The organism is Acidithiobacillus albertensis, assembly GCF_001931655.1.
Classification (GTDB): Bacteria; Pseudomonadota; Gammaproteobacteria; order Acidithiobacillales; family Acidithiobacillaceae; genus Acidithiobacillus; species Acidithiobacillus thiooxidans.
On record NZ_MOAD01000116.1, the window covers coordinates 1 to 669 of the forward strand.

A 669-nucleotide genomic window follows, 5' to 3' on the forward strand; every position below is an offset into this window, starting at 1 on the left:
GTTGCGGTGCGCCAGATGGTGGAGGCGGTGGGGGCTGTACTCCCGCCGGCAGGGGCGGGGGCGGTGCTGGGTAGTACTGGTAGTACAATTGCGGGTAGTAGTCCCCAAACAGGTACTGGTCGTAGAGTGGCTGACTAAAGTAAGCACTGTAACCTGGGGGAATCTCAAAGTAACCGTAGGGCTGTTCATCCTGGGTGGCGTAATATCCCGTATATGCATACGTACCATAGGGCTGAACCGCGCAGCCGGAAAGGGCTACCATGCTGACAATAAAGCCCACAAATAATAACCTTTTTGAGTTCACCTTTGGATCACCCTGCTATATGTGTTACTCCGAGTCGCACCTCACTCCATTCCCTGTTGCCCATCCGCTCCAAATAGGAGCCGCATCCCCTTGTAATCAGTGAAGTAATCGGTTAATTACTGTTTAGGCTGTTTTCTATTTGGGGGAGAGCAGCACCTACCCCCGCACCCACCGCACCACCTACCGCAGCACCGACGGCAGGATTGCCCGCAGCAACTGTTCCCAAAACCGCACCGCCAGCAGCGCCAATAGCACCGCCACTCAGAGCACGCTGGCCCGTTGGGCTCATGTTGGCACAACCGGCTAATGCCATCACTGCTGTCAAAAGTAAGACTGCCCGGACCCACGAAGCGGCAGGATTTGCA

At 55.9% G+C, this 669-nt stretch carries 1 protein-coding gene and 1 pseudogene; both read right to left on the reverse strand.

The annotated features are described in order from the left end of the window. A pseudogene (locus BLW97_RS19320) lies at positions 1 to 304 on the reverse strand (hypothetical protein); the annotation flags it as partial. A gap of 112 nt (positions 305 to 416) precedes the next feature. Next, entirely contained in the window at positions 417 to 617 is a 201-nt protein-coding gene (locus BLW97_RS18415) for a glycine zipper domain-containing protein (RefSeq protein ID WP_143215008.1), read from the reverse strand. Positions 618 to 669: the final 52 nt, after the last annotated feature.